This is a genomic window from Pseudomonas sp. MF6767 (assembly GCF_016405475.1).
In the GTDB taxonomy this organism is placed as follows: domain Bacteria; phylum Pseudomonadota; class Gammaproteobacteria; order Pseudomonadales; family Pseudomonadaceae; genus Aquipseudomonas; species Aquipseudomonas paracarnis.
The window spans coordinates 80,665-103,293 of the sequence record NZ_JAEKCY010000006.1; the positions used below are offsets into that span (position 1 = coordinate 80,665).

16 protein-coding genes are annotated in these 22,629 nt (G+C 60.5%); 4 read left to right on the top strand and 12 right to left on the bottom strand.

Annotated features, from left to right (window positions below; genetic code table 11):
• Positions 1-58 precede the first annotated feature (58 nt).
• The 3 genes from JFT58_RS12155 to JFT58_RS12165 all read left to right on the top strand — a co-directional run bounded on the left by JFT58_RS12155 (position 59) and on the right by JFT58_RS12165 (position 8,295).
• Positions 59-5,332: an SET domain-containing protein-lysine N-methyltransferase gene (locus JFT58_RS12155; protein ID WP_054898247.1), complete on the top strand. Its 5,274-nt coding sequence runs from the start codon at positions 59-61 to the stop codon at positions 5,330-5,332.
• 177 nt (positions 5,333-5,509) lie between these two features.
• Positions 5,510-7,153: an MFS transporter gene (locus JFT58_RS12160; protein WP_034127966.1), complete on the top strand. Its 1,644-nt coding sequence runs from the start codon at positions 5,510-5,512 to the stop codon at positions 7,151-7,153.
• Positions 7,150-8,295: an HlyD family secretion protein gene (locus JFT58_RS12165; RefSeq protein ID WP_034127965.1), complete on the top strand. Its 1,146-nt coding sequence runs from the start codon at positions 7,150-7,152 to the stop codon at positions 8,293-8,295. Before JFT58_RS12160 ends, JFT58_RS12165 begins: the two co-directional genes overlap by 4 nt.
• Before the next feature lie 121 nt (positions 8,296-8,416).
• Here JFT58_RS12165 and JFT58_RS12170 read toward each other — a convergent pair whose 3' ends face one another.
• The 9 genes from JFT58_RS12170 to copC all read right to left on the bottom strand — a co-directional run bounded on the left by JFT58_RS12170 (position 8,417) and on the right by copC (position 17,026).
• Positions 8,417-9,277 (bottom strand): aldose 1-epimerase, encoded by an 861-nt coding sequence (locus tag JFT58_RS12170; protein ID WP_054898248.1) that lies wholly within the window; start codon positions 9,275-9,277, stop codon positions 8,417-8,419.
• A 145-nt stretch (positions 9,278-9,422) separates the two neighbouring features.
• The gene (locus JFT58_RS12175; protein WP_032903436.1) at positions 9,423-10,703 is read right to left on the bottom strand and encodes a TRAP transporter large permease; all 1,281 of its coding nucleotides are present in this window, start codon (positions 10,701-10,703) and stop codon (positions 9,423-9,425) included.
• A 1-nt stretch (position 10,704) separates the two neighbouring features.
• Positions 10,705-11,232: a TRAP transporter small permease gene (locus JFT58_RS12180; protein WP_054898249.1), complete on the bottom strand. Its 528-nt coding sequence runs from the start codon at positions 11,230-11,232 to the stop codon at positions 10,705-10,707.
• Between the two features lie 65 nt (positions 11,233-11,297).
• Positions 11,298-12,260 carry a TRAP transporter substrate-binding protein gene (locus JFT58_RS12185; protein ID WP_103299420.1) on the bottom strand — a complete coding sequence of 321 codons (963 nt, stop codon included), beginning with the start codon at positions 12,258-12,260 and terminating at the stop codon, positions 11,298-11,300.
• 45 nt (positions 12,261-12,305) lie between these two features.
• Positions 12,306-13,181 carry an SMP-30/gluconolactonase/LRE family protein gene (locus tag JFT58_RS12190; protein WP_054898251.1) on the bottom strand — a complete coding sequence of 292 codons (876 nt, stop codon included), beginning with the start codon at positions 13,179-13,181 and terminating at the stop codon, positions 12,306-12,308.
• A 26-nt stretch (positions 13,182-13,207) separates the two neighbouring features.
• A complete protein-coding gene (locus JFT58_RS12195) occupies positions 13,208-14,026 on the bottom strand; it encodes an NAD-dependent epimerase/dehydratase family protein (protein WP_054898252.1) in 819 nt (272 codons plus the stop codon).
• 230 nt (positions 14,027-14,256) lie between these two features.
• A complete protein-coding gene (locus tag JFT58_RS12200; protein ID WP_054898253.1) occupies positions 14,257-15,519 on the bottom strand; it encodes an OprD family porin in 1,263 nt (420 codons plus the stop codon).
• A gap of 277 nt (positions 15,520-15,796) precedes the next feature.
• On the bottom strand, positions 15,797-16,657 hold the full coding sequence (copD, locus tag JFT58_RS12205) for a copper homeostasis membrane protein CopD (protein ID WP_054898254.1): 861 nt from the start codon (positions 16,655-16,657) through the stop codon (positions 15,797-15,799).
• A gap of 3 nt (positions 16,658-16,660) precedes the next feature.
• Positions 16,661-17,026, bottom strand: coding sequence for a copper homeostasis periplasmic binding protein CopC (gene copC / locus JFT58_RS12210; protein ID WP_054898255.1), 366 nt, complete (start codon positions 17,024-17,026; stop codon positions 16,661-16,663).
• Positions 17,027-17,142: 116 nt separating this feature from the next.
• On the opposite strand from copC, the gene JFT58_RS12215 reads away from it, so the two are divergent.
• Positions 17,143-17,763, top strand: coding sequence for a TetR/AcrR family transcriptional regulator (locus JFT58_RS12215; protein ID WP_014719000.1), 621 nt, complete (start codon positions 17,143-17,145; stop codon positions 17,761-17,763).
• A gap of 124 nt (positions 17,764-17,887) precedes the next feature.
• Here JFT58_RS12215 and preA read toward each other — a convergent pair whose 3' ends face one another.
• The 3 genes from preA to hydA all read right to left on the bottom strand — a co-directional run bounded on the left by preA (position 17,888) and on the right by hydA (position 22,074).
• Positions 17,888-19,162: an NAD-dependent dihydropyrimidine dehydrogenase subunit PreA gene (gene preA, locus JFT58_RS12220; protein WP_103299421.1), complete on the bottom strand. Its 1,275-nt coding sequence runs from the start codon at positions 19,160-19,162 to the stop codon at positions 17,888-17,890.
• A complete protein-coding gene (locus JFT58_RS12225; protein ID WP_054898264.1) occupies positions 19,162-20,529 on the bottom strand; it encodes an NAD(P)-dependent oxidoreductase in 1,368 nt (455 codons plus the stop codon). Before JFT58_RS12225 ends, preA begins: the two co-directional genes overlap by 1 nt.
• 105 nt (positions 20,530-20,634) lie before the next feature.
• On the bottom strand, positions 20,635-22,074 hold the full coding sequence (hydA, locus tag JFT58_RS12230) for a dihydropyrimidinase (protein WP_034127957.1): 1,440 nt from the start codon (positions 22,072-22,074) through the stop codon (positions 20,635-20,637).
• Between the last annotated feature and the right edge of the window lie 555 nt (positions 22,075-22,629).

Sequence of the window (22,629 nt, forward strand, 5' to 3'; positions counted from 1 at the left end):
CGCAAGCGCCGAAACGCGCTTTTGCCTGGATGATTCTTCGACTATGCACAGGCGCTTTATGACAATTACCGCAGCACATACGCATTTTTCGCTTCCCTTGGCAGCAGCTGAAAAACGGCCACCGCTTGTGGCCGATGACCTTGAACCGTCGTTGACGCCCCAGCGTCCCAGCCAGAATTTGCCATTACCCAACAGTCCTGTCTTCTCACTGGGCCATTTGGGCGGGGCATTATCCTGGCCAAATCCCTTGAGTGCAGACGAGCAGCGGCGCTTGCGCCTTGCGACGATGAATTACGCACACCCTTTGGGCGACCAACCGCTGGTGATGCAAACCAAGGGTGGCGTACTGGAGTTTCTGCGGTATCGCCAGCCGCTGCCGGCAGAAGTGGGGAGCGACCCGGCCAAAATACTCGAAGCGCTGGTCAATTCCCCGCAAGGGCAACGGATGGGCAACGCGCTGCAGCAAACAATGCAGGGCATTGACAGCGAAAGCAGCGCGAGCGATTACCTACTGGCCGCTATCGCACTGCAGATGGACCCTGAGTCGATCACCGCACCCGATTGCAACAGCGTCGCTGGGTTTGATCTGGGCGGTGACACGCATGGGGGACACCACGCAGCCACGGTGGTGGCTGGCTTGGCCGAACATTTGAGTCGTACTGGCAAAACCAGTGCTGCACTGGCAAGTGTCGGCGCGTACCTGTTGCTGGCCAAGTCGGCGCCGCAGTTTCTGATCAAAGACATTCCTGCGACGGTGAAAGTCGGCAGCCAGGCATGGGCCAGCCTGGCGATTGCTGCAATGACGATTGAGGCGCAGACGCCGGGCAAAGTCCCCGGCATGACGTTTGCCCAGGTCATGAGCGAGGCGCAAGAAGCACGGCGGGTTGACCCAGGAGTTACCCAAGCAGCAGAGACGGTGGCATTGCTGGACTGGGCCGTGGCCAGTGGCATTCTCACAAAAAGACAGAATGGCGACTATCCACCCGCGCAACTTGAATCGGCAAGGGCTGCATTCAACGCGCAGCTGGACACCCGGCTCACTGCCTCCCATGCACTGGATAAGGCATTGCCCACGCGAAAAGAGATCGCCCTGACCAAGCTCAAGGAGCGATTTGGCGACCTTGGCGCGTTTTTCGAGGAGAAAGTATTTGCTGTCGATCAGCACTACGTGAAGATTGAAGGGGGAGGTATTTCGCTCTTGGATGTCGCCATGGACGACTGGCTGGAGTCCCGGCCTTTCAAGGCGCACGAACCCAGCAGCTCACTCAAGGGCAACGACCTGCAAAGGGTACTAACGAGTTTGAACGCCAATCGGCAATTTGGCGTGCCGGCAGAATTCGAACGGCAGTTCAGCCGTGCAATGGAGGAAAAAAAGGCCGCCGTCAATACAACGGTCAGGCACATGATCTCGCAACTGCCCTTACAGGATCGCAAGCATTTCGAGTTTGGAAAGGTCAGTTTTTTCCAGGAAGGCTCATACGTCATGGATGGGCATTTCAATAATACGTATGCTCAAAATGAACCAGGGCTGCTGGTCAAGACCGAGCTGCAAGGCACGTCGCACGCCTACGTCATCGACTTCAATAAAGGCACGATTGAAAAAACGAGCCTTTACAGTACAAAGGTTAAGGAAGACAGGGATGGCAACAAGGTTTCGACGACCAAAGTATTCACGCCCAGCCATAAAGCCGATGATCTGGGACGTGAGCGACCGCTGAATAACGCGCCTTGGGATAGCTTTACCAGCGCTCGATCCCATGGGATTGCCACGGCGTTTGTCGAACACTTGGACCTCGACGATCCCGCTATCAAACAGCAGGCCCGTGGGCAAACCGCCTTGGACAAGGCGAACGCACAGCTGAGCGAGTTTTTGTTGAACCTGATCCCGTTCAGGTCCGCCATTGTCAATTTTCAGAACGGGCAGTATGGCGCGGGTGCTTTTGACCTCTTGCTGGATGTATTCGGTTTTCTTACCGCCGGCACCGCCACCGCAGGAAAGTTGCTCAAGGTCGGCCGTTCTGCGTTGTCTGCCGGGGCCAAGGCATTGCGGGCGGTCAAGGTCATCGGCGTGGCGGCCATTGACGTACTCAACCCCGTCGGCGGGGTGGGCGATTTGCCCAGGTTGGTGGGTAGCGCTGGTCTCTATGTATTGTCCAAAGGCGTCAAGGCCGTCAACAAGCTCAGGGGCGCCACCGGCAGTTATGACGTGTTGAAGGCGATCAGCAAACAGTACGAGGCCGCCGCAACCGGCACCGTGAAGGTGGCAGGCCAGACGGTGGAGGGGGCCGCGGTGCTCAAGGGTGGCAAGTGGTATGCATTCGATGCCGACGCGATGCGGCCTTATGGCGGCCCGCTCGATGAGTTCAAGGCCGCAACCCAGGCTGTCGACGGTGAGGTGGACACTGCGAGCTTCGATGGGCCAAGTGAGCTGAGCCATGAGCTGTTCGGGCACTTCAAAGTGCCTGAATCCAAAATCGCAGGGCTCACACGCAACAGCCAGGGCGTATATGTGGCAGCCGATGGGCACTCCTCGCACATACGCCATACCGACAGCAACGGTGACACAGCGGTGTATGAGGTGCGCCAGGTGTCGCGCACGGAAGACGGCACCGTGCAGGCCCGGGTTTATCACAACAACCGGCAAACCGAGTTGTTGGTCCAGCATGTACAGGGCGACGAATGGCAACGCCTGGGGGCACCCGGCGGCGGGCAGATCACTGCTGAGCACTTGAAGGCCTGGGAGGCCTTGTCGCCGCAGGAGCAGATAAGGCTGACCCGAAAGGGCTTTGCCAAGCAGAATAAACTCACACAGAAAACCTTTGAGTTTTTCGTAAAGCCAGACGGTCAGTTAACCGATAGCGGCGTGCTCGTGCGTGATCGCCCTGCCAACGCATTCACCGCAAAGGTGACCGAAACGCATGTGCGTGAGTGGAAAAACATGACCCAGGCGCAGCGTGACGAAATGACCCAGGAGGGGTTTGCTGTTCTTCATAACCTTCGGCCGGGTACGTTCAAAACGTATGCGCGCAAGGACGGTACCCTGATGACCCGCGGGGAAACGCTGATCAACTCCTCTGTTCCCACCAAAAGTAACCAGATTACCGATGATCATTTACGCCAGTGGGATGAGCTTTTCAGGCAACCAGGCAACTCATTGACGTCAGCGCAGTTCGTGAGCCAGCACGGGCTCAGCCAACGTAGCTGGGCGCAGTACGTCAACGCGGACGGCTCGTTGAAGGGGGCGGGCGCGCAGCGTCTGGAACGCGCACTGCAAAGCGCCGCACGGGCGTCCGCTGTTCAGGCCCAGACCCCCATGGCCGATCATTTGCGCGCTTGGCAGGCGTTATCATTGGAGCAGCAGCAAAGCCTTACCCCCGCAGGCTTCGCCCGGCAGCAACATCTGCACCCGAAAGTGTTCAATCGCTATGTAAAACCAGATGGTCAGTTGACCGCTATCGGCGTGGCGGTGCGCGACCGTGCACCCAATACGCCATTTTATACCGTGACTGAAACCCATATCCGTGATTGGCAAGACATGCCACAGACGGAGCGTGACGAAATGACGCTCGAGGGGTTTGCCGAGCTTTATCACGTTAATCCAGGCTCGTTCAAAACCAATGTGCGGCGAGACGGTACATTGGGGCCGGTCGGTAGAGAACTGATGGACAGGGTGGTCGGTATTGCCCCTAACAAGATTACCGACGACCACCTTCGCCAGTGGAAAGCCTATTTCGAGGACCCGAATAATGCGATCACGCAAGCGCAGTTCACAAGCGAGAACGGGCTCCATCCAGCCACTTGGAGAGACTGGGTCAACGCTGATGGTTCCTTGAAAAAGACCGCCAGCGAACGCCTTGAGCGCGCCGCACTGGGTCCGGTCACCCATGTTCCCAGGGCGCGCATGGAGTTGATCACGGCTGGGCATTTGCGCGAGTGGGAGGCGTTGCCGCCCGCGCAGCAACGAAGCCTTACACGCAGGGGCTTTGCTCGCCAGAAACATCTATCCCCGAGAACCTTTGAGTATTACGTGCAGCCTGACGGCAAACTGAGCCCTGCCGGTGTGACGGTGCGCGACCGCTCTGCCAACATGGCGGCGGGCAGGGTGACCGAAACGCATATCGATAGGTGGCAAAAGCTGACGCAGCAGGCGCGTGAGACCATGACCATGGAGGGGTTCGCCGTTCAGCATAACCTGAGTGTGCATTCGTTCAGAGCGTATGTCCGTCCTGATGGTGGCCTGTCGGCGGCCGGCGAAGCCCTGATGAAGAATGTAACCGATGGCGCCTATCGCAGGATTACCGGTGACCTTTTGCGCCAGTGGCAAGCGCTTGCCGAGAGCGCAGACAACTCCGTCACGCAGGCGCAGTTTGTGCAACAGCACAGGCTTAGTCCAGACCTCTGGAGTAAGTACGTGAGAGCGGACGGCTCGTTTACAGCGAACGCCTCGCAACGTCTGGGACGGTTACAGCAAGGCACTGGGCCGCGCCCCATTCCTGGGCAATCGGTTACGGATAGTCCACGAAAACGCCCCGCATCAGAGCCCTTGGACCCGCCACCATCAAAGGTCGGCGCCGGCACAACGCAAGGCCTGGAGGCCCCAGCCCCCGCTTCGACAGTCCCGCCCGTGGTGATCAAGGTTGAACCTAGCGATTTCCCGACATTGCCTCGTCATCAGATCGACAACACGCTGCCGATTCTGCAGGACCCGGTGAACCCCAGAATCAGCTTGACCCAATCACTCGAAGGCCCGATCGATGACATCCGCATCTCCCACTGGAATGGCGTGCTCGATGGGCTTGATAGCCCGACTAAGGCGAGGGTTTCAGCACAGATCAAGGCGTCGATCAAAGACTGGCTGCGCACCGAAGGCCAGCATCAGACCCGATTTGACGATGCCCTGGAGGTGGTCACGCCGTTGGACGATGGGGGGCCGGCTCGCGGTGCTTCGGTATGGGCGCGGCGCGATATCCCCCAATTTGAAGTGCTTGGCCCTTATGCAGGCAAATACCATGCAGACGAAGCGTCACTGTTCGAGGAGCAGCGCAAGCAAGGTTCGCGGGCTGTAATGACTTACCTGTTCGGTACGCGCTCGGGTACCCGGACGGTGAGCGGCCTGCACACTGGCAACACCCTGAGCCTGATCAATACCTCGCAACTGGGCGAGGGGCCTGCGTGGATGTCCAACAATGTCGTGTCCATCGCGGTCGGGAAAAACCTGACGTTCTATGTGGCGCTCAAGGACATCAAGAGAGGCGAGGAGCTACTGCTGGACTATGGACCGTTCTATAAGCCGGTGCCTGATATAGCGATCAAGCCGGACCCTGATCGCTGAGTTCAAGCGCTGGGCGAAGGGGCAAGACAAATGATGCCGGGCAGTGGGCGCCATTTGACTGTGCCCCATTGACGATCAATTGCGTCCTCAAGATGGCAACATGAACGCCTCTCAGGTTACTGTTCCTCTGTGTAACGGATTCACCGGCCTTGCACCCCGGCTTACCAAGGTCACCGAATGGATAAATACACCCCCCACACCTGGCAACCCCACGAGCGGCCGAGCCTGCCTGGCTCGCCGTCGACGCCGCTGCATCCTACGCGTAAGCGCTGGCTTTTCGCGCTGGTCGGCGTGCTGGTGGCAATCACCGGCGGCTTGGGTAACGCCCTGGTCATCGCCAACCTGCAATACCTGCAAGGCGCCCTGGGCGCGACCACCGCGGAAATGGCCTGGCTGCCCGCCGCCTATGTAATGACCAACGTGTGCATGAACCTGCTGCTGGTAAAGTTTCGCCAACAGTTCGGCCTGCGCGCGTTTACCGAGGTGTTCCTGGTGCTCTACGCGCTGGTGACCTTCGGCCACTTGTTCGTCAATGACCTCAGTTCGGCGATTGCGGTACGGGCCGCCCATGGCATGGTGGGTGCGGCGCTGAGTTCGTTGGGCTTGTACTACATGATCCAGGCCTTCCCGGCCAAGTGGCGTTTGAAAGCTTTGGTGTTGGGGCTGGGTACCGCGCAGTTGGCGCTGCCCCTGGCGCGGCTGTTTTCCGAAGACTTGCTGCAAATCGCTGAATGGCGCGGGCTGTATTTGTTCGAACTGGGCCTGGCGCTGATCTGCCTGGGCTGCGTGTTCCTGCTCAAGCTGCCGCCGGGCGATCGCTTCAAGACCTTTGAAAAACTCGACTTCCTCACCTTCGCCATCCTCGCCAGCGGCGTGGCGTTGCTCTGTGCGGTGCTGTCCCTTGGGCGCATCGATTGGTGGCTGGAAGCGCCGTGGATCGGCGTGGCCTCCGCCTGTTCCCTGGTGCTGATCATGGCGGGGCTCGCCATCGAGCATAACCGCAGCAACCCGATGCTGATGACGCGCTGGCTGGGCAGCGGCGTGATGATCCGCCTGGCGTTGGCGGTGGTGCTGATTCGCATGGTGCTGTCCGAGCAATCCACCGGTGCGGTGGGGTTCATGCAGATGTTGAACATGAGCTACCAGCAGATGCACACCCTGTACGTGGTGATGCTGGCCGGGGCGATTGCCGGGCTGGTGGTCAGCGCGCTGACGATCAACCCGGCGCATTTGCTGATGCCGCTGATCATTTCCCTGGCGCTGATGGCGACAGGTTCGGTGATGGACAGTTTTTCCAGCAACCTGACCCGTCCGCAGAACCTCTATATCAGCCAGTTCCTGCTAGGCTTCGGCGGTACGTTCTTCCTGGGGCCGACCATGGTGCTGGGCACCAAAAACGTACTGACCAACCCGCGCAACCTGGTGAGCTTCTCGGTGATGTTCGGAATCTGCCAGAACCTTGGCGGCCTGATCGGCGCGGCGTTGCTGGGCACTTTCCAGATCGTGCGCGAGAAGTATCATTCGAGCATGATCGTCGAGCACCTGACCCTGATCGACCCGCTTGTGGCGGCGCGGGTGCAGAGTGGTGGCGCGGCCTATGGCAAGATCGTCGCTGACCCGGAACTGCGCAACCTCATGGGCATCCGCAGCCTGGCCACGGCGGCCACCCGCGAGGCGAACGTCATGGCTTACAACGATGTCTTCATGCTGATCGCGATTATCGCGATCCTGACCATGCTGTGGATCTTCACCCGTAGCCTGTGGTTGATGAGCACCACCAAGGCAATTCCTCCTGTTCAACCCAGCGGCGCAACTTCATGACTGAACCTTCAACCACCACCACGACCGCCATCGCCGCCACGCCGGAAGGCAGCACGCCCCCGGGCGCGGTGCCTACCCAATTGCGGCCCTTGCGCGTGCGTATCGTCTCGTCCCTGGGCTTTGCCGCCATCGCCATCATCGGTGTGCTGATCGTGCTGTACGCCTGGCAACTGCCGCCGTTCAGCAGTGCGGTGGAAACCACCGAGAACGCTTTGGTGCGTGGGCAGGTGACGATTATCGGCCCGCAGCTCAGCGGCTATGTGTTCGAAGTGCCGGTGCAGGACTTCCAGTACGTCAAGACCGGCGACCTGCTGGTGCGCCTGGATGACCGTATCTACAAGCAACGCCTCGACCAGGCCCTGGCGCAACTGGCGGTGCAGAAGGCCTCGTTGGCCAACGTGGTGCAGCAACGCAACAGCGCCGAAGCGACCATCAAGCTGCGCCAGGCCGCGCTGGTCGACAGCCAGGCCCAGGCACGCAAGAGCACTGCGGATTTGCGCCGCAATGAAGAACTGATCAGCGATGGCTCGGTGTCCAAACGCGAACTGGACGTGACCCGTGCGGCCAACGCACAGACCATCGCTGCCGTGGCCCAGGCCCAGGCCAGCCTGGAAATCGCCCGCCAGGATTTGCAGACGGTAATCGTCAACCGCGGCTCCCTGGAGGCAGCTGTCGCGAGTGCCGAGGCGGCGGTGGAGTTGGCGCGCATTGACCTGTCCAATACACGCATCACGGCACCACGGGATGGTCAGCTCGGGCAGATCGGCGTGCGCCTGGGCGCCTACGTCAATTCCGGCGCGCAACTGATGGCGCTGGTGCCCAAGCAGTTGTGGGTGATTGCCAATATGAAAGAAACCCAGATGGACAATGTGCAGGTCGGCCAGCCGGTGACGTTCACCGTGGATGCGCTGAACCACCGCAAGTTCCATGGCACGGTGCAGCATATTTCCCCGGCCACTGGTTCCGAGTTCAGCCTGTTGCAGGCGGACAACGCCACCGGCAACTTCGTCAAGATCGCCCAGCGGGTGCCGGTGCGCATCATCGTGGACCCGGACCAGGCCGAGAGTGAGCGCTTGCGACCGGGGTTGTCGGTGGTGGTGAGTATCGATACGGCAGGGCGCCTGAAAAACAGCCCACCCTGACGTTGACGCATCCTCTGACTGTAGGAGCGAGCTTGCTCGCGAAAAACGTCAACGATAACGCGTGTTTTCTGAATGAACGCGGCGCCTGTGAGTTTTTCGCGAGCAAGCTCGCTCCTACAGTTCAGGCATTTGGAGTGCATTTCAGGTTGAATGCCAGGTGGGTTGACTGGCCTTGCTCCAGCAGCTTAAGGCCAGGCTTGCCCGCCAGGTGATGGGCATTCACCGGATGGCTCACCGGCTCGATGCAGAAAAACTCCAACCCCGGCGGGCAGTACAGCAGGAAGTAATCGGCGCCGCTGGCCTGGCATTCGAGGCAGTAGCCAAGCTCCGGTTGTTCGATCACGCAGTGCCCATCCCAGCCGCAAAAGCCGTTGTCCACCAGCCCCTCTGGCAATCCTTTGAGTTGCCGGAAATCCCAGGCTTCGGTAACAGGTTCCAGCCTTGTGGGCAGCTTGGCTGCATCACTCATCCACACTTGCCTAGCCTTGGCCTGCAGCCGCGTACCCGGCCGGCGCGGCAAGTACGGATGCAAGCCCAGCCCATGCCAGGCGGGTTGCTCGGCCAAGTGAGTTACACACAATTGGATATTCAACTCACCGCTGTTCAAGCGAAACCGCTGGCGGGCGTGATAGGCGAAGGGCGTTTCGCAGCGCAGCTCCAACACCACTTCATGTTCTGACTGGCTTGTCACCTGCCATGCCTGCTGCCAGGCCGAACCGTGAATCGGAAAAGGGTCAGTGAGGCTATTGGGTGCCAGTGCCAGCCAGCCATCGGGGTTGTCGAAGCCGCCGTGGGCGATGCGGTTGGACCAGGGCGCTAATGGATAGCAGCCTAGCTTGCCCGGCAGCCCGGTATTGATCGCGTGCTTGTCGCTGTGCCGCAACAGCGGTTGCCCGGTGTCGCGTACCGTCCAGTTGACGAGGCTGCCGCCGATGGCGGGGGCGAGCACCAGATGGGTGAATTGATCCGAAAGCTCAATCACGATTGACCTGCCTAGTGAAGTCAAAACAAACACTGAGGATTCAACTGTGGGAGCTGGCTTGCCTGCGATAGCGGTGTATCAGTCACGAATGCGTTCACTGACAGATCGCTATCGCAGGCAAGCCAGCTCCCACATTGGTTTGCCTTTACAGCACCAAATGGGGCAACCACAGCGACAACGCCGGAACGTAGGTCACCGCAATCAGCACCAAGAACAACACCGCATAAAACGGCAGCAGGGCCTTTACGGTTTTCTCGATACTGGTCTTGCCCACCGCCGCGCCGACGAACAGCACCGCGCCCACCGGCGGGGTAATCAGGCCGATGCCCAGGTTCACCAGCATGATCATGCCGAAGTGGACCGGGTCGACGCCGATGCCCAGGATCACCGGCATCAGGATAGGCGTGAGGATAAGAATCAGCGGCGCCATGTCCATCACCGTGCCGAGCAACAACAGCATGACGTTGATGCACATCAGGATCACGTAGCGGTTGTCCGACAGGGTCAGGAACAGCGTGGTGATCTTCGCCGGGATCTGCATCAGGGTCATGATGTAGCCGAAGCTGGCGGCGAAAGCGATCAGGATCATCACGATGGAAATGGTGCGCACCGTGCGATGCATCAGCTTGGGCAGCTCGCGCCATTTGTAGTCGCGGTAGATGAACATGGTCACGAAGAATGCCCACAACACCGCAATCGCCGCCGACTCGGTGGCGGTGAAGATGCCCGAGAGGATGCCGCCGAGGATGATCACCATGGCCATCAGGCCCCAGAGCGCGTCGGCGGCGATCTTCAGCGCCTGCTTCAAGGGGATGACTTCGCCTTTGGGGTAGTCGCGCTTTTTCGCGAAGATCAGGCAGAGCACCATCAGGCACGCGCTCATTAACAGGCCCGGCACCACACCGGCCATGAACAGCGAGGCGATGGAGACGGTGCCGCCTGCCGCCAGGGAGTACAGCACCGAGTTATGGCTGGGCGGCGTCAGCAGCGCCTGCACCGAACCGCTGACGGTCACGGCGGTGGCGAATTCGCGCGGATAACCCCGCCGTTCCATTTCCGGAATCAGCACCGAGCCGACCGAGGCGGTATCGGCCACGGATGAGCCGGAAATCGCGCCAAAAAACGTCGAAGCCATGATGTTGACCAGGGACAGCCCGCCACGCACAAAGCCCACCAGCACCCCGGCAAAGGCCACCAGGCGCCGCGACATACCGCCCTCGGCCATGATCGCCCCGGCCAGCACGAAGAACGGAATCGCCATCAGCGAAAACTTGTTCACCCCACCGGCAATCTGAATCATCAGGGCCTGGAACGGGATGTCGATCCACCACGCGCCAATCAGCGCCGACAGCCCCAATGCATAGGCCACCGGCATGCCGATCAGAATCAATACAACAAAGCTGCCCAACAGAATCAATGCGTCCATATCAGGCGGCCCCTTCGTTTTCTTCAACCAGATCGAAACGCACCACCTTGCGGTTGCTCTGATCACCGAGCAGCAGCTTTTCGACCACGAACACCAGGGTCAGCACGCCGCCAATCGGGATCGGCATATAGGTGATGCCTACGCGCAGGGTAGGGATAGCGCTCATGAATTGGTTCCAGGTGGACAGGCACAGCTTGGTGCCCCAAATCGTCATGAACACGCAGATGGTGCCCATCAGCAGTTGCGAGAGGATGCCGACGAGGCGGCGTTGGACAGGCGGCAAGCGGTCAGTGATCATCGCTACCGACATGTGCGCACCGGCACGATAACTGGCAGCGGCGCCGATAAAGGTGAACACCAGCATCAGCAGGATGGCGGTGGGCTCCGGCCAGCTGGAACCGGTGCCGAGGGCGTAGCGGGTGAAGATACCCCAGGGAATGATCAAGGCGACCCCCAGGACGGAAAGACCGGCTACCCAGATGCAGGTCATGTAAAGGCGGTCATTGAAGCGCAGCAGTAAAGTCTTCATGGCGTTCACCGTGACCGGGCGCGTCGATGCCGACCGCGCCGGGCCTTATGCAGGGGCAGGGGAGGTTATTGAACCGCGTCGATGCGCTTGATCATGTCCGCATACGGCGCACCGTATTTGGCACGCACCGCCGCAGTGGCCTCATAGAAGGGCTTTTTGTCGACAGTGATGAACTCCACGCCGGCCTTCTTGAGTTTCTCTTCACTGCTGGCGGACTTGGCGTCCCAGAGCACGCGCTCATCAGCCTGGGCGGCCTTGGCGGCGGCCTTGACCATGTCCTGCTGGGCGGGGTCGAGCTTGTTCCAGGTGATTTTCGACATCACGATGGGTTCAGGCAGGATCAGGTGTTCGGTGAGCGTGTAGTACTTGGCGTTCTGGAAGTGGTTGTGTTCCAGCAAGGTCGGCGGGTTGTTTTCCGCGCCGTCGATGACCCCGGTCTGCAGGGCGCTGAAGATCTCGCCGGTGTCCATGGCAATGCCGTTGGCGCCCATGGCGTTGAAGGCTTCGATGAAAATCGGGTTGCCTTGCACGCGGATCTTCATGCCCTTGAGGTCTTCGATCTTGCGCACCGGTTTCTTGGTATAGAGATTGCGCGTGCCGCCATCCATCCAGGCCAGGGCCACCAGGCCGAACTCGGAGTTGGTGATCTTGGCGAGGATCTCGTCGCCAATCTCGCCATCGATGACCTTGCGCATATGCGCCTGGTCGCGGAATACGAACGGCAGGTTGAACACGTTCACGTCCGGCACCACCGGGCCGACGATGCCGAGGCTGACGCGGGTCATTTGCACGGCGCCGACCTGGGCCTGTTCGACCACTTCCTTCTCGGAGCCCAGCACACCGCCGGGGAAATACTTGAAGGTCAGCTCGCCGTTGCTCGCCTTGGTCAGGGCCTTGCCCATGTTTTCTTCTGCGGCAACGGTGGGGTAGCCAGCGGGGTGGATGTCGGCGAACTTGATTTCCAGCGCGTGGGCTGCGCTGCTGAGGGTGAAGATTGCAGCGGCGAGCAAGGTGCGTTTGAAGTCCATGGAAGTCACTCCTGTCTTGTTATTGTTGTATTCAAGGCACAGCGATTAAACGATGAAGCGGGGTTCGGGCAGTCCTTGGACGCCGGGGTTGAGGGCGAACACGCCACCAGACAGCGACTGTTCACTCGGGTCGTCGCGGATGGAGGTGACGTACAGAGTGTCTAGGCGGCTGCCACCGAAGGCGCACATGGTGGGTTTTTTCACGGGCACGCTCAGGGAGCGGTCCAGGCGACCGTCCGGGGTGAAACGGTGAACCAACCCGGCGTCGTTGGCGCAGATCCAGTAGCCGCCCTCGGCGTCCACGGCTGCACCGTCGGGACGCCCGGGGAAGTCGTTCATATCAATGAACAGGCGGCGATTGGACGGCGTGCCGGTCTCGATGTCGTAGTCGAACGCCCAGACCTTTTGTACCTTCGGGTGCGAATCGGAAGCGTACATCGTGCGGCCATCGGGGCTGAAGGCCAGGCCGTTGAGGGTGATGAACCCCTCCAGTAGCGCGTGGGGCGCAGCCCCGGACCCATAGCGATAAAGGACGCCTTCGGCGGCATTCAAGCCCATGTCCAGCACCATGCTGCCGGCCCAGAAACGGCCCTGGCGATCGCAGCGGCCATCGTTCAAACGCATGTCCTTGCGTGAATGCTCGATGCTGGCCAGCGGCACGGTGTCGAGGCTGCCGTCGTGGTGGGGCGTGAGTTGGAAGAAGCCGGTTTGCATGCCAGCGACCCAATTGCCTGCCTGGGTGCGCGCAATACAGGCGAGCATCTCTGGGGCTTTCCACGCCGCCAGATGGCCGGTGGCGGCGTTCCAGCGTTGCAGGCCGCCGTTGGGGATATCTACCCAATACAGGGCGTTTTCTTCGGGCACCCACACCGGGCATTCGCCCACTGCATTGCGGGCATCGACAATCAGTTCAGCAGTCATGGTCATTCCCTTGGGTTGCGGGGCACTCAGTCACCGAACGGCCCCGCCGCGCAGAACGCACCGCCCTGGTAGACCTTGGCCGGGTCATCGGCGGCCACGGGCGGTTGGGCTTCGACCTGGGCGCGGAACACTTCGGAGCTGTCTTTGGGGGCAAAGCCCAGGTGCGCGGCGTAGCGGTTGTCCCACCAGGTGTCGAGGTTGGCCGACATGCCGTACACCACGGTATGGCCGACGTTGGGCGTGTACAGCGCGCGTTCGAGCAGTTGGGTCAGGTCGTCGAAACTCAGCCAGGTGTGCATCATCCGGCGGTTCTGCGGTTGCGGGAACGAGGAGCCGATACGGATGCTCACGGTCTCGATGCCATAACGGTCGAAGTAGAAACTGGCCATGTCTTCGCCGTAGGACTTGGACAGGCCGTAGTAACTGTCCGGGCGGCGCGGGGAATGGGCGTCGAGTTGCTCGCCCTGTTTGTAGAAACCGATCACGTGATTGGAGCTGGCGAAGATCACCCGCTTGACCCCGTGGCGGCGGGCCGCTTCGTAGATATGGAAAATGCCGCTGATGTTCGCGCCCAGCACCTCTTCGAACGAGCGCTCCACCGAAACGCCGCCAAAGTGCAGGATGGCGTCGACGCCCTCTACCAACTGATGCACGGCGTGTTTGTCGGCCAGGTCGCAGGTGTGTACCTCTTCGCGAGCGTCGGTGGCGGGGGCCATTTCAGCGATATCCGAAAGGCGCAGCACCTGGGCATAAGGACGCATGCGTTCACGCAGGACTTTGCCCAGGCCGCCGGCGGCACCAGTGAGCAACAGACGGTTGAAGGGAGCGGGGGTGGTGGTGGTCATGGGCCTTCCAGATTTTTGTTGTAGGTTGTCGTATGACTATGGGGAAATAGTGTTAGGGATTCCTGGTGTTGTCAACGTCCTTCCAGGCACATGAGATCAAAGGTGGGAGCTGGCTTGCCTGCGATAGCGGTGAGTCTGAAAAGGATGTGGTAACTGACCCACCGCTATCGCAGGCAAGCCAGCTCCCACATGGATAGGTGGCACCTTAGAGATCGGATTTGCCTTTGGAACTACAACAACGAAATCGGATAGCTGATAAAAATCCGGTTCTCATCGAACTCGTTATTGCTGAAATCCCGACGCATGGTCGAGTTGCGCCACTTCACATTGAGGTTCTTCAGCGCACCGCTCTGCACCGTGTAGGCCAACTCCGACTCACGCCCCCACTCCTTGCCGTCGGTGATCGCCCCGGTGTGTACATTGCTGCCGCTGATATAGCGGTTCATCAGGGTCAGCCCCGGAACGCCGAGCACCACAAAGTTGAAGTCGTGGCGCACCTGCCAGGACTTTTCCTTGGCGTTGTCGTAGCTGGCGTTGTAGCTGTCGTTGGCCAGAGTGCCGCCGCTGGTGCCGTTGATGCGCATCCAGGCGCTGTCGCCGCTGAGTTTTTGCAGGCCAACATAGAAGGTATGGCCGTTGTATCTGGCCGAGAGCAGGGCGAACAGGGTCTTGTTATCGAGGTCGCCGGCCAGGGCGCTGCCGTCTTCCTTGCCGTTGAAGAACCCGAGGTTGGCGCCCAGGGTCCAGTCTCCCAGCGGCTGGCTGTGGGTGAGGTTGAGGTACTGCTGTTGGTAGATATCAGTCAGTTCGGCGTACCACAGGCCGACCTGGGTACGTTTGTCGTTGAAAGTGTATTCGCCGCCGCCGAAGTTGAAACGGTCCGAAGTGAACGCGGCTTTGCCGTTCATGAACATGTCTTCCATGCTCGCGTCGTTGCGTGGGCTGTTGCCGCGAAACTGGCCACCGTAGAGCGTCAGGCCGGCGATTTCATTGGAGGTGACCTGGCCGCCACGAAAGGTCTGTGGCAGGGAGCGGCCATCGTCGGAACGCAGGATTGGCAGCACCGGCATCCATTCGCCAACCTTCAACTCGGTCTTCGACAGCCTGGTTTTCAGCGCGACACCCAGACGCCCGAAATTGTCGGCGGGGCGGCCATCGTCATGCACCGGCAACAGTTGGGTGCCGGCGGTGCCTTTGCCGCCATCAAGCTTTTGCGAATACAGGCCCAGCACGTCAATCCCGAAACCGACCGTGCCCTGGGTAAAACCGGACTTGGCATCAAGGATAAAATTCTGCGTCCACTCTTCGGCCTTGCCCTGGGGGTTGGTCGGGTTGGTGAAGTTGCGATTGAAGTAGGCATTACGCAGGTTGAGCGTGGCCTTGGCGTCGTCGATAAAGCCTTCGGCGTTGGCACCCAGCGGCAGGGTGACGACCAGGCTGCCGAGGCCGAGAAGGCCCAGGCGCGTGCAGGAATGACGGGCGGATTGACTCACAGTGAGGCTCCCTTTGTTTTGTTGTTTTTATTATTTGTCATACGTTGTCGTACAACATTGAGCGCGATATTTGCGAGGTTTTGAGGGCGTGTCAAGCAGAAGTTATATGATGACTTGGGTGAAACGATTCAACGCAGCGGCACGGTCGCCCCCTGTAGGAGCGAGCTTGCTCGCGAAAAAACGTCAACGATAACGCGTGCTTCCTGAATGAACGCGGCGCCTGTGAGTTTTTCGCGAGCAAGCTCGCTCCTACATGGATTGCATTGCAACGCAGGTTTCAGCCAGCCATGACCATCGGCGGCAGGGTGCCAAGCAGGGAAACCGCAGCCACTGCTGCAACGCCCAACAGCCACTCCATCATCACACTGGCTCTCAAACTGCCCAGGCGTTGTTCGCAGCGCTTGATACGCAACCGGTTCAACAGCGCCAACCCCAGCATGCCCAGCACCAGCCCCACCTTGATCAGCAGGATCAAGGCGAAGCCCTCGAACAGCGGCGTGGGCCACAGTTGCCCGGTGAGCACGCGCACGTTGATCAGACCGGTTACCAGCAGGCCGCCGACCAGGCCATATCCCACACCACTGAAGCGACGCAGAATCGGCTCCAGGTGGTGGTCTTGCGCCTGCCGGAGGATCAGCACCAACACCAGCAACCCACCGAGCCAGGCCCCAACGCACAGCAGGTGCACTACCTGGTTAAGGATCAGCAACCGCCCACTCAGCCCATCGAGCATGGCGCCATGGCCTACGGGGGCCAGGGTCGCCAGCAGCAGGGCGAGCAGCGGCAAGCGCAAGGCCGGCCAGGGCTTGATCAGCACGATCACCAGCAGCAGGTTCAGCAGCAGATGCCAGGCCCATACCTGGCCAAAAAAGGTCTTGCCCAGCACCAACTGCACCGTGGCCGGTTGCAGCGCCGACTCCCAACTGCCGGCCATGCTGGCGGTGATCAACAGCAACCACACAACCCCGGTGAACAGCCCCAAGCCGGCCAGGCCACGGGTGATGCGCAGCAATTGCCGGTCCAGTGTCGGCTGCACGACGTGAGCGCCGAGCAGCCAGGGCCTGAACACCCAGGCCCCGAACATCAGCAACACGACGCAAAAGTGCAGGAAGCGGCACAGCACCAGCAGGGTTGCCATGGGTTATTGGCCGACCTTGAAGCTGTAAGTGCCTTCGCTTTTGTGAGTGTCGACGGACACCGCATGCCATTCGACCTTATACGTGCCGCTTGCCAGCGGAGCGGCAGGCGTGACCACCAGGGTTTTCTTGTCGGCGTCCGGGGTTTCCAGGCCCTTGATGGCAATTTCGGTGCCGTCCTTGCTCAGGGAGACCTTGGTGAAGGTGGCTTCGACGCCTTCGCTGAAGGTCAGGCGCAGGTCTTTGGGTGCGGCGACTTTGCTGTCAGCCGCAGGCTCCGCGCTCTTGAGGTGGGCGTGGGCAAACGCCGTAGAGGCGCCCAGCAGGGCAGTGAACAGGACAGCAGCGGTCAGGGAGTTCTTGAGCAACATTGTTCAATACCGATCAGAGGATAGGAGCCGGCAGTGTACGAAGTTTCGGCTTGGCCTGTCGCCCCGATCTAGAGCCGGTGGTAGTCTTTAGGCCGTGTTGTTGTCAGGGAGCCCTTATGGGCAATCACAAGATCGGAATTCGTCGGGTCAACGTCGAGAAAATCCTGCTGGCGGCGGAGAAGGTCTTCGCCAACAAAGGCTATGGCAGCACCGCCATGGCCGACATCGCCGAAGAAGCGCAACTGCCGCGCTCCAACCTGCATTACTACTTCACCACCAAGAGCGAGCTGTACAGCGCGGTGCTGTTCGACCTGCTGGAATTGTGGAAGCAGGACGCCCTGAGCTTTGAAACCTTCGACGACCCTCGGGTAGTGCTCAGCAGCTACATCCGCGCCAAGATGCAGCGCTCGCGCACGCGCCCGTATGGCTCCAAGGTCTGGGCCAATGAAATCATCCACGGCGCGCCCACACTCGGCGAGGCCCTGGATGAAAGCCTGTACGACTGGGCCAAGATGAAGGAAGCGAAGATTCGCCAATGGGTGCAAGACAAACGCATCCTGCCGGTGGAGCCCTCGAGCCTGCTGTACATGATCTGGGCCTCGACCCAGCACTACGCCGACTTCGATCATCAGGTGAAGATTCTGAATGATCACCAGCCGTTGTCGGACAGGCAGTTCGAGAAGGCCATTCAGACCGTGACCGGTGTGATTTTGCGCGGGATTGGGTTGGAGCCTTGAGCTGATCGTTCCCACGCTCCGCGTGGGAATGCCACCCTGGACGCTCCGCGTCCGCTCTTGCCAGCGTGACGCGGAGCGTCACAGGATGCGTTCCCACGCGGAGCGTGGGAACGAGGGACTAGGGTTACACCGCCTCCCGGTAAGGATTGCGCGGGTCCTGCGTCCAGTTCAAAAACGACTTGCCGGTATCGATCGGCACCATCTCGATGCAGTCGGCCACCGGGCAGGTGATCTGGCACAGGTTACAGCCCACGCACTCATCGTCGATCACCTCATACAGATGCGTGCCATCGGCCTGCTTCAAGCTGGCAATGGCCTGGTGCGAGGTGTCCTCGCAGGCAATATGGCAACGACCACAGCCAATGCACGCCTCTTGGTCTATCTTGGCGATGACCTGATAGTTGATGTCCAGGTACTTCCAATCCGTGGTGTTGCCCACCGCCCGCCCGGAAAACGCCTGCAGGTTGGCATGGCCTTGGCTGTCCATCCAGCGCGACAAGCCATCCTTCATTTCTTCAACGATGCGAAACCCATGCAGCATCGCCGCCGTGCACACCTGCACCGCGCCGCAGCCCAGGGCGACGAATTCCGCGGCGTCGCGCCAGGTGCCGATACCGCCGATGCCGCAGATCGGCAGGCCGTTGGTCTGTGGGTCACGGGCGATTTCGGCGACCATGTTCAACGCAATCGGCTTGACCGCCGAGCCGCAGTAACCGCCATGGGTGCTCTGGGTACCGACCACTGGCAGGGCGACCATGCGCTCCAGGTCCACGCTGGTGATGGAGTTGATGGTGTTGATCAGCGACACCGCATCGGCGCCGCCGCGATAGGCCGCCCGCGCCGCCACGCGGATGTCGGTGATGTTCGGCGTGAGCTTGACGATCACCGGCAGCGAACAATACGTCTTGCACCAGCGCGTCACTTGCTCCACGTACTCCGGCACCTGGCCGACGGCGGCGCCCATGCCCCGTTCGGGCATGCCATGAGGGCAGCCGAAGTTCAGTTCGATGCCGTCGCAGCCGGTCGCCTCCACCAAGGGCAGGATGTTTTTCCAGGACGCTTCGACACAAGGCACCATGAGCGAGACGATCAGTGCGCGGTCCGGCCAGTCCTTTTTCACCTGGGTGATTTCCCGCAGGTTGATCTCCAGGGAACGGTCGGTGATCAGTTCGATATTGTTGATGCCCAGCACTTCGCGGTTGGCGCCATAGTGCGCGGAGTAACGCGACGACACGTTCACCGCCGCCGGGTCTTCCCCCAGGGTTTTCCACACGACGCCACCCCAGCCGGCCTCGAAGGCGCGCACCACGTTGTAGGCTTTGTCGGTGGGCGGCGCGGAGGCCAGCCAGAACGGATTGGGCGCTTTGATACCGGCGAATACAATCGAGAGATCGGCCATTACGCAGCCTCCACAGTCAGCATGAGTTGGGCATGCATGGCTTCGGCGGCCCGCTTGCCATGTTGTACCGCCTGAACGGTGAGGTCCTGGCCGAGGCTGACGCAATCACCGCCGGCATACACCCCTGGGATGCTGGTGCGCAGTTGCTCATCCACGAAGATGCGCTCGCCGACGCGATGCAGTTGCTGGGCCAGCGGATCGTGCAGGGCGTCGTTGTCGAAGCCTTGCCCGATCGCCTTGAAGATCGCGTCGGCGGCCAGTTCGAAGGTTTCCCCGGTAGGCAGCAGGCGACCGTTTTCCAGGCGGGTGCGGGCAAAGCGCATGCCGCGTACGCGGCCTTGGTCATCGAGCAGGACCTCGTCGGGTTGGGCCCAGGTCAACAGCCGTACTTGATTGGCCTTGGCGATGTCCTGTTCGTGGTGGGTTGCGCCCATGTCGGCCAGGCCACGGCGGTATACCAGGTTGACATCGCGGGCACCGAGGCGGGCCATCTGCACGGCCATGTCGATGGCGGTGTTGCCGGCGCCGAGCACGATGCAGCGGTCGGCCAGGGGCAGTTGGCTGAGGTCATCGGCCTGGCGCAGTTCGCGGATATAGTCGGTGGCGGCGAGCAGGCCGGGGGCATCCTCAAAGGGCAGGCCCAGCTGTTTGCTGGCAGCGAGACCCAGGCCGAGGAACACCGAATCGAATTGCTGGTGCAGTTCGCTCAAGGTCAGGTTGTCGCCCAGGCGCTGGCCGTGGCGAACCTCGATGCCGCCAATCTGCAGGAGGAAATCCAGTTCCTTCTGGGCGAAGTCGTCCACCAGTTTGTATTTGGCGATTCCGTATTCATTCAGTCCGCCGGCTTTTTCCCGCGCTTCGAAAATCACCACGTCATGACCGTGCAAGGCGGCGCGGTGAGCGCAGGCCAAACCGGCAGGCCCGGCACCGACCACGGCGATGCGCTTGCCAGTGGGCGCGGCGCGTTGGAACGGGTGTTCGCTGAAGTGCGCGTTGTCGATGGCATAGCGTTGCAGCAGGCCGATCAGCACGGGGGCGCATTCTTCGGCGTTATTGCGTACGCACGCTTGCTGGCAAAGGATTTCCGTCGGGCACACCCGTGCGCAACTGCCACCGAGAATGTTGGCTGAGAGGATTTTTTGCGCGGCCCCCTGCACGTTTTCGGTGTGGATATTGCGGATGAACGAGGGGATATCGATCTCGCTGGGGCACGCATTCACACAAGGCGCGTCGTAGCAGTACAGGCAGCGCGAGGCTTCCAGTTGGGCCTGGCGGGCGTTGAGGGGCGGTGCCAGGTCGGTGAACTGGCTGGCGAGGGTGGCCCCGTCTTCGCGGGGGTGGGGGAGGTGGGTCAGGGTCTGGATCACGGTGTTGGCCTCACGGTTATTGAGGTGCTGCCTCTGATGGGCGATCGTTCCCACGCTCTGCGTGGGAAAGCCTCACTGGACGCTCCGCGTCCGCTTTTTTTGGACTCAGCGGTTCACGGCCACTGGCTTGCAAAGCGCTGCCCGCTTGCTCAACTGCTCGAACACCGAGGGATACGCCGGCCGCTGCACATACCGCCCGGCCCCTCGCTCCGCGCGCAGGTCACCATCGGCCCACACCAGCTTGCCCTGGCTGATGGTGTGGCTGGGCACGCCGCGCACGGTCTTGCCTTCGAAGATGTTGAAGTCCACCTGCTGATGGTGGGTCTTGGCGGAAATGGTCCGCGTGCCCTCGGGGTCCCATAGCACCAGGTCGGCATCGGCGCCTACGCGTATCGCGCCTTTGCGTGGGTAGAGGTTGAAGATCTTCGCGGTGTTGGTGGAGGTCAGCGCGACAAATTCCTGCATCGACAGACGCCCGGTATTGACGCCTTCGTGCCACAGCAGCGCCATGCGGTCTTCAATGCCGGCGGTACCGTTGGGGATCTTGCTGAAGTCGTCACGCCCGGCGGCTTTTTGCTCGGCGCAGAAACAGCAGTGGTCGGTGGCGGTGGTGTGCAGGTTGCCCGCTTGCAGGCCATGCCACAGCGCCTCTTGGTGCCCGCGTGGGCGGAATGGCGGGCTCATCACATAGCCGGCGGCGGTCTGCCAGTCGGGGTGCTGGTACACGCTGTCATCGAGCAACAGGTGGCCGGCGAGTACTTCACCGTACACCGCCTGGCCTTTGCCTCGGGCATAGGTGATTTCATCCAGGGCTTCCTTCGTCGACACATGCACCAGGTACAGCGGCGTGCCGATGGTCTCAGCAATTCGGATGGCACGGCTGGCCGCTTCGCCTTCCACCTGGGACGGGCGCGACAGCGGATGGGCCTCCGGCCCGGTGATACCCTGGGCCATCAGCTTGCGTTGCAGGTGGTACACCAGCTCGCCATTTTCGGCATGCACCGTGGGCACCGCGCCGAGTTCCAGGCAGCGTTCGAAACTGGCGACCAAGGTGTCATCGGCAGCCATGATCGCGTTCTTGTAGGCCATGAAATGCTTGAAGCTGTTGATGCCGTGATGGCTGACCAGCTCGGCCATTTCCTCGCGTACCTGCTCGCTCCACCAAGTGATCGCTACATGAAACCCGTAGTCGGCGGCAGACTTTTCGGCCCAGCCGCGCCACTGGTGGAAAGCTTCCATCAGCGATTGCTGTGGGTTGGGAATCACGAAGTCGATGATCGACGTGGTACCACCGGCCAAGCCTGCCGCCGTGCCACTGAAAAAGTCTTCACTGGCCACGGTGCCCATGAAGGGCAGTTGCATATGGGTATGGGGGTCAATGCCGCCTGGCATCAAGTATTGGCCGCTGCCATCGAGTATTTCGCAGCCTGCGGGAATATCCAGATTCGTGCCAATGGCGCGAATTAGACCCTCTGCGCATAACACATCGGCGCGGTAACTTTCATCATGGGTAATAACGGTGGCGCCACGGATCAACAGCGACATGTCGAGTTCCTCACAGGCTTGACCGGCTTGTGCCAGTTCTAAGTGTTGTAATACTGCGTACCGAGGGTCGGTTAATTCCTGTCATCGGTGACAGGAATAGAAACTAGCCCGAGTTTTTCGAATGAGCAAGAAGATTTTTATCAAGCCTTTAATGTTTTTATATAATTGATTTATAAGGTAAAAATACTATTTTCACCAAAATGAAGCACGCCCACCCTGTTTTGACGCACTTGACAGGTTCTTGATCTGTTCAATATTTCTTATTGCAAATCAGGCGCTTGAGATATGCCGCTTGACGGCGTCGAGAAATAAAAATAATTGTGATGCACCAGTTTGAGACCTGCAGGTTCTGGCAACTTGCGTATTGTTTAGCCTGACGCGTGCGGCAAGTAGCGCAGGCTCAATTGGAAAGCTGATAAACATCAGCAAGTTATACAAGCGGTGCGGGTTCAGAGGCGGTTGTCGGCACGGTTATTGAGTGCACGGGCAGTTGGCCGGAACCCTGGATGTCATGTTGTTGATGCGGTACTCCGGCCACCTGAACCTAGCGTGCAG